This window comes from Paracoccus sp. S-4012, assembly GCF_009674885.1.
Classification (GTDB): Bacteria; Pseudomonadota; Alphaproteobacteria; order Rhodobacterales; family Rhodobacteraceae; genus Paracoccus.
Map to the genome: position 1 here is coordinate 39,985 of NZ_WKKA01000019.1, position 6,611 is coordinate 46,595.

Genomic DNA, 6,611 nt, shown 5'->3' on the forward strand with positions numbered 1-6,611 from the left:
CTCCCTTCGATCAAGGAAGCCCGATGTCCTCCCCCCTCCGCACCGCCCTGACGAATGGCCGCATCATCGACGGCACCGGCGCTGTCTTCACCGGCCATCTGGTCATCGAGGGCGCGCGCATCCTCGCCGTCGGAGAGGGCGAGCCGCCGGCGCATCTGACCGGCGACGGCGCGCGGGTGGAGGACCTCGGCGGGCGCACCGTCCTGCCGGGCATGATCGACTGCCATGTGCATCTGTCGATGGACGCGCTGGCCGCGCCCTCCTATGCCGGCGGCCCGCGTGACATGCTGGGGCGGCTGATGGTCGCGGCGAAGAACGCGCTCGCGTCTCTCCACGGCGGCATCACCACGGTGCGCGACTGCGGCACCCCCGGCGAGGTCGATTTCGCGCTGCGGGAGGCCGCGGCGGCCGGCCTCTGCATCACCCCGCGCCTGATCCTCAGCGGTCGCGCGCTCTGCATGACCGGCGGTCACGGCTGGCAGCTGCTGGGGGTGGAGGTCGACGGCCCCGACGAGGCCCGCAAGGCCGCCCGCGCGCAGCTGAAGGCGGGGGCAGACAACGTGAAGGTGATCGCCACCGGCGGCATCCTGACGCAAGGGACCGAAATCGGCAGCCCGCAGCTGACCGTGGCAGAGATGCGCGCTGCGGCCGACGAGGCGCACAACGCCGGCAAGATCGCCGCCGCCCATGCCCACGGCGCGCAGGGTATCAAGAACGCCGCCCGGGCCGGGGTTGACTCGATCGAGCACGCCTATTTCATCGACGCCGAGGGCATCGAGCTGATGCTCGAGCATGGCACGACCCTCGTCGCCACCTCGGCCGCGGTGCGCAACGTGGTCCATCACGGCACCGCCGCAGGCATTCCCGCGCATTCGGTCGCGAAGGCGCAATCCGCCATCGACGCGCATGTCTCGGGCTTCAAGGCCGCGCACAAGGCGGGCGTGAAGATGGCGATGGGCACGGATTCGGGCGTGCCCTTCACCCGGCACGGGCGGAACCTCGACGAACTCGGCTACTTGGTCGAGATGGGCATGACCCCGATGAAGGCGATCCAGACCGCCACCCGCGACAGCGCCCGGCTGCTGAAGCTCGACGACCGGATCGGCACGCTCGAGCCCGGCAAGCTGGCCGACCTGCTGGTGGTCGAGGGCGACCCGCTCGCCGACATCACCCTCCTGCGCGACCCGGAGGCAATCCGCCGGGTGGTCCTTGACGGGCGCACCGTGGTGGACCGCGACGCGAGCCGCTTCCTCGTCGGCAGCGCCTTCGGGGGCGAGGTGGTCAACCGCGCGGCCTCGGCGTAGGCACCGGCCTCCCACGACCCTTCAGCCCCGACAATGGGGTCAGGTCAGTGTTCCTGCGGCGCGCCCGGCACGGCCGGATCTGATTTGGACGCGGAGATCGGACCTTACCGGCCCGCAGCGGCCAGCACCTAGCCATTCCCCCAGTGACAGGGCCAAGCCGCTGGGCTCAGCCTCCGGGCGGCCTACGCCCGCCCTTCGGCTGAACCCAGAGGCCAACTTGCCTGACGGCGCCGGCGCGTTGCCTCGCCTGAAATGTTGCCGAAGATGGCGTGGTTGCCTCAGTAGAAATGCTCCCGAGCAGGTCGGCTGGGGAGGCTCTGATGAGGCAGGTGAGCATGGCGACGCGGGATGAGCTTCTGGTCGCGCTGATGGCGCGCTACGATCAGGCCGGACGGGCGGACAAGGCTCGGATACTGGCGGAGTTCGTGGCGGTGACAGGCTATCACCGCAAGCACGCGGCGCGGCTTCTTCGCGGCGGAAGCAGCAAGGACCGATCGGTGCCCCGGCCTCGACGAAGCTTTATGATGACGCGGTTCGCGAAGCTCTGATCCTGCTGTGGGAAGCCTCGGACCGGATCTGCGGCAAGAGGTTGAAGCCGCTGATCCCGATGCTGGTCGTGGCCATGGAGCGGCATGGGCATCTGGCGCTCGATCCCGATGTAAGGGAGCGGCTGGAGGCAATAAGCGCCGCGACGATCGATCGGATTCTCGGGCCGGTGCGCAAGGAGGCGGGCAACCGCGGGCATCGTCGAAGGTCGCCCTCGTCAGCGATCCGTCGCGCCGTGCCGATCCGCACCTATGCCGACTGGAATGATCCATCGCCGGGGTTCTTCGAGGCCGATCTCGTCTCGCACAGCGGTTCGCTGACGAGCGGGAGCTTCGCGCAGACGCTGGTGCTGACCGACATCGCGAGCGGATGGACGGAATGTGCGCCGCTCCTGTTCCGCGAGCAGCAGCTGTTGGCCGAGGTCCTGACGGTGCTATGCGGGGTGATGCCATTGCCGATCCTGGGGTTCGACACCGACAACGACACCGTCTTCATCAACGAGACGGTGAAGGCCTGGTGCGATGCGGCGGGCGTGACCTTCACCCGCTCGCGGCCCTACCGCAAGAACGACCAGGCGCATATCGAGCAGAAAAACGGCGCGATCGTGCGTCGCATGGTCGGCTATCGCCGCTTCGAGGGCCTTGCGGCGACGGAGGCACTTGCAAACCTCTACCGGCCGATGCGCCTGTTTGTGAACTTCTTCCAGCGGTCCTTCCGGCTTGCCGAGAAGAAGCGGAACGGGGCGCTGGTCCGGAAGCGGTATCATGCACCCCTGACCCCGCATCAGCGCCTCATCGCCGATCCGCACACGCCGCAGATGCTGAAGGATGCGCTCGACGCGCAGCATGCGACGCTGGATCCCGTGAGCCTGCTGCGTGATATTCGCGCGGCCCAGCAGGCCCTTATCGAGATCGCCGACAGGGTGCCCGTCGTGCGAAGCGGCGTGCCGCCGCTCGAGGCTTTCCTCGAGAGCCTCAGGCTCGCCTGGCACTCTACCGACGAGGTCCGGCCGACGGCGCAGCCAAAGCCGTCAAAGCCGCGTTACCGCACTGTCCCGGATCCGCTGGAAGCCGTGACCGACATGCTGAAAGCCTGGTTCGATGCCGACCCGGGCGTGACCGGACGACAGCTCCTCGACCGTTTGCAGGTGGCTCACCCGAAAGCCTATCCAGACAACCTGACCCGCACGGTGCAGCGGCGGCTGAAGGTCTGGCGCCGCGAAAGCGCAAGGGCACTGGTGATGGGCAGGATGGACACAGCCAGCACCTGCGGGGGAGTTTCCGACGAGACGCCGCGCTGGCTGAGGGCTCCGCACCTCGTCGTAAACTCCCCCGCGCCCACCGACGCGCACACGGCCCGCGCGGTTTTTATGGTGCCTGACCGATAGGTGCTCGGCAATATTCCAAGTGAGGCGACAACAACCACTTCGGGAACATATCTTCATGCGGCAATACGCCGGACAACATGGTTGTCGCTCATCAAACCGCCGCTCTCCGCCCGGAAACACCAGATCCGGGGTTCCGGGCAGGTCGCGGCGGTGAAGCCGTAAGCGCCGACCGGGCGCGAGGGCCGCGCGCCGCGCGAGCGTTCCGGCTTCGTGTCGCGGCCTCAGATCCGCGCCGCGTTCGTCGACCGGGCCTCCGGGGTGAGGGTATCCACCATCCAGCGCTCCTGCCCCTCACCACGGTCCCATCTGCTGCTGGAGCGTGCAAGCCGGGGGGGGACGGGCTGTGTTCAGCGGCGCAGCCGGCCGCAACGCGGCGCCCTCCTGGTACCGGCATGCACGTCGCCTGCCCGGACGCTGAAACATCCGCTCCCAAAGGATCCCGCCGCGGAACGGTCAGGGCGCAGTCGCCCTCGCCGAAAGCGCTGTCCCTGATACGCCTCAGCTCGGGGTATTCGCCGAGCGCGCCGACATGGCCTCAGTCAATCTTGTCCGGTCGGGACGCAGGTTTGTGATCACCGCATGGGTGGCGTGCACGAGATAGCGTTCGGATGCCCACAGGTATTCAGGCTGGGTCGCCATGGATTCGAGCACGATGGCGTCCACCTTCAGCCGCCAACCGGGCGGGACGATGTTGCTGCTTGGCGGCCCCCATGCGCAGGAAATCTCCGCGTGGCGTCGTCGACATAGCCCCAGATCATGGCCGCGCTTCCTCGGAAGCTCTCGTCACGGCTGGTCGAGGACCTGTTCGGTCAGAACCGTACCCACCTGCATCGGCTGATCGACGGTGAACAGCGGGATGTCGCGCTGCTCCGCCACTCCATCGAAGTACCCGTCGGCATTACCCGCCGGCCAGACAACCAGCGCATCCGCCTCGCTGCTCACCAGATTGATGAACTGCTCGGACAGTCCGCCCCGGCGCTCCTCACCGCCGATGTGGACGCCGATCACCGTAATCCCGGCCGCCTCGGCGGCGTCCAGCAACTCCTGCGTGCGCGCGAGCTCGGTTTCGGCAGTGATCCCGGCAGCGCCGAAGCCCTTGACGCTCGCCCCCATGGCGAGGACGAGAGTGCCGATACCCTCGAGCTTCTCGGCGGTGGCAACCGGATCGTATTGGACCTCGACCCCGGCGCGCGTGAGCAAGGTCTGGACGGCGAAGGCGTCGAGCGCTTGGCCCGACGAGGCGACCAGAACAGGCAGCGGCGCCTCAAGCGCATCCTGCGCCGCCGCGGGCAGTGCCAAGCCGAGCGCAAGGAGGAGGGGCTGGCTCAGCGCCAGAAAGCGGTATCGGGTCATGGAGTAGCTCCGCATGAGAAAGAGGAGCGCCCTGTGGTCTCGGGCGCTCCCCGTCAGGTTGAGTTCAGAAGCCGGCGACGAAGTCGCGGCCGTTCGGCGCGGCGCCGCCGATCCGCGCGCCAGTCTCAGGGTCGATCTGGATCATCTGCGTGTTGCCGCGGGACGAGTTGCTGAAGGTGCCCGGCTCGTCCAGGGTATAGCCCAGTTCGGCCAGCGACGCCCGGGTCTCGTCCGAGATACCCTCCTCGAGGCCGACGTTGGTTCCGCCGGTGTAGTGGGCGATGTCGCCGTATCGGGCCCTCGCGGTATTGAGCGCCTCTTGGGCGTCCATGCCAAAGTCGATCGTGTTGATGATCGGCTGTGCGATGCCCCACATCGTCGCTTCGGCCCCGGCGCCTCCCACGAGCATGGTCAGATCCTCGCCCTGGAAGATCATGCCGGGCGACAGCGTCCAGCGGTTACGTTTGCCGGGCTCCATGGCGAGCACGTTCGGACTGTCGTCGTTCCAGATGTTCCGGTCGATGTCGAACCAGTCCATTCCGTTGCTCATCAGCAGCCCGGTTCCCTCGACGACCATGCCCATGCCGAAGAAGGTACCATGAGTGTTCGTCATCGAGATCGCGTTCCCCTCCTCGTCGATGATCACCATGTGCGAGGTCGAATGGGTCGAAGACTCGCCCCGATGCAGCGATGCGGTATCGACCGGCTTGAAGGCGCGTACCGGCTCGGCATCGATCTTGCCGCGGACCTCGGCGCCATATTCTGGCGATAGCAGTCGGTCCGTCGGCACCTCCGAGAAGGCACGGTCGCCGCCGTAGCGGTAACTATCCTCATAGGCGTGCTTGGTTGCCTCGATCAGCAGCCGCAGGTAGTCAGCCGAATTGTGCTCCATGGAGGCGAGATCGTAGCCGTCGAGGATGTTCAGGATCTCCATCCAGACCATTGAGGAGGACGGCGGCTGGTTGCCGTAGATGGTGTGGCCGCGATACTGGGTGGTGATCGGTTCGCTCCAGATCACCTCGTAGGCTTCGAGATCCTCCTGCGTGATCAGGCCGCCTTCCTTTTCCATGAAGGCGATCAGCTTTTCGCCCACGGGTCCGTTGTAAAGTGCATCTGACCCGAGTTCGGCAAACTGCTTGTAGGTCTCGGCCAGTTCTGGTCGGACTTGGAGATCGCCGATCTCGACAGGCTGCCCGTCATTCAGGAACTCATCGACCCAGCCCTGAGAGATGCCGAGTTCCGGGATGTGGCGGTTGATGTGGAAGACTGTCGCGGAATCGAGGTTCCAGCCCTCCTCGGCATAGCGGATGGCATCCTGCCAGAGATCGGCCCAGGGCAGTCGCCCACACTCCCGGTGGATCGCTTCCCAGCCCTTCAGGTTGCCAGGAACCGTCGGCGCCAGAATGCCGCGCCGCTTGTGCTGCATCGACTCGTAGAGCGCCGGGTCTGTCGCCAGCGGGGCCACTCCGTTGAAGTCGATGGCCCGGACCGAGCTGTCTTCGGCGCCGGGCGTGTAGACCAAGGCGAAGCCTGAGCCGAGTGGCCCCATCATGTCGACCATCGGCACGCTGAGGGTCGCGGCGGCGGCGACGGCTGCGTCGCAGGCGGTGCCGCCATTGCGGAGTGCGTTCAGACCCGATGCGACAGCGAGTGGATGCCCCGCCGAGATCATCGCCTTGGGCGCCACGACCGACTGATCGAGCGCCAGCGCGGGCGCGCCAGTGACGAGTGCCCCGACGGCACAGGTGCACAGTGCGACTACCCATTTCCTACTATACGGATCCACGAGCATTCTCCTCCCCAGCATTCCTCTCTCCCCCGAAGAACCCGGTAGGCCAGGCAGTCGCTCGATCCGGTGCCAAGACAACTGGTGCGCGAGCTGGTGACTGACCTGCCCCCGTAAGCTCCCTCGCCGTGATGTAGAGTCTGCCCGACCTGAAGGAGCAGACGAGATGAGGAAAAGCCGCTTCACCGATGCGCAGATCATCGGGATGATCAAGGAACAGGAAGCCGGGATGGCG

Annotated in this window: 4 protein-coding genes and 1 pseudogene; 2 read left to right on the forward strand and 3 right to left on the reverse strand. The window is 66.7% G+C overall.

The genetic code is table 11. The features are described from left to right. Window positions 1-23 precede the first annotated feature (23 nt). Entirely contained in the window at window positions 24-1,304 is a 1,281-nt protein-coding gene (locus GI374_RS16675; protein WP_154338168.1) for an amidohydrolase family protein, read from the forward strand. Window positions 1,305-1,624: 320 nt separating this feature from the next. Continuing rightward, window positions 1,625-3,090, forward strand: a pseudogene (locus tag GI374_RS16680) (transposase family protein); the annotation flags it as partial. Window positions 3,091-3,735: 645 nt separating this feature from the next. On the opposite strand, the gene GI374_RS16685 reads toward GI374_RS16680, so the two are convergent. From GI374_RS16685 to GI374_RS16695, 3 genes are all read right to left on the reverse strand, one after another. Continuing rightward, the gene (locus GI374_RS16685) at window positions 3,736-3,900 is read right to left on the reverse strand and encodes a hypothetical protein (protein WP_154338169.1); all 165 of its coding nucleotides are present in this window, start codon (window positions 3,898-3,900) and stop codon (window positions 3,736-3,738) included. 120 nt (window positions 3,901-4,020) lie between these two features. Then, the gene (locus tag GI374_RS16690; RefSeq protein ID WP_154338170.1) at window positions 4,021-4,590 is read right to left on the reverse strand and encodes a DUF6305 family protein; all 570 of its coding nucleotides are present in this window, start codon (window positions 4,588-4,590) and stop codon (window positions 4,021-4,023) included. A 64-nt stretch (window positions 4,591-4,654) separates the two neighbouring features. Continuing rightward, the gene (locus tag GI374_RS16695) at window positions 4,655-6,397 is read right to left on the reverse strand and encodes a gamma-glutamyltransferase family protein (protein WP_370515427.1); all 1,743 of its coding nucleotides are present in this window, start codon (window positions 6,395-6,397) and stop codon (window positions 4,655-4,657) included. Window positions 6,398-6,611 lie beyond the last annotated feature (214 nt).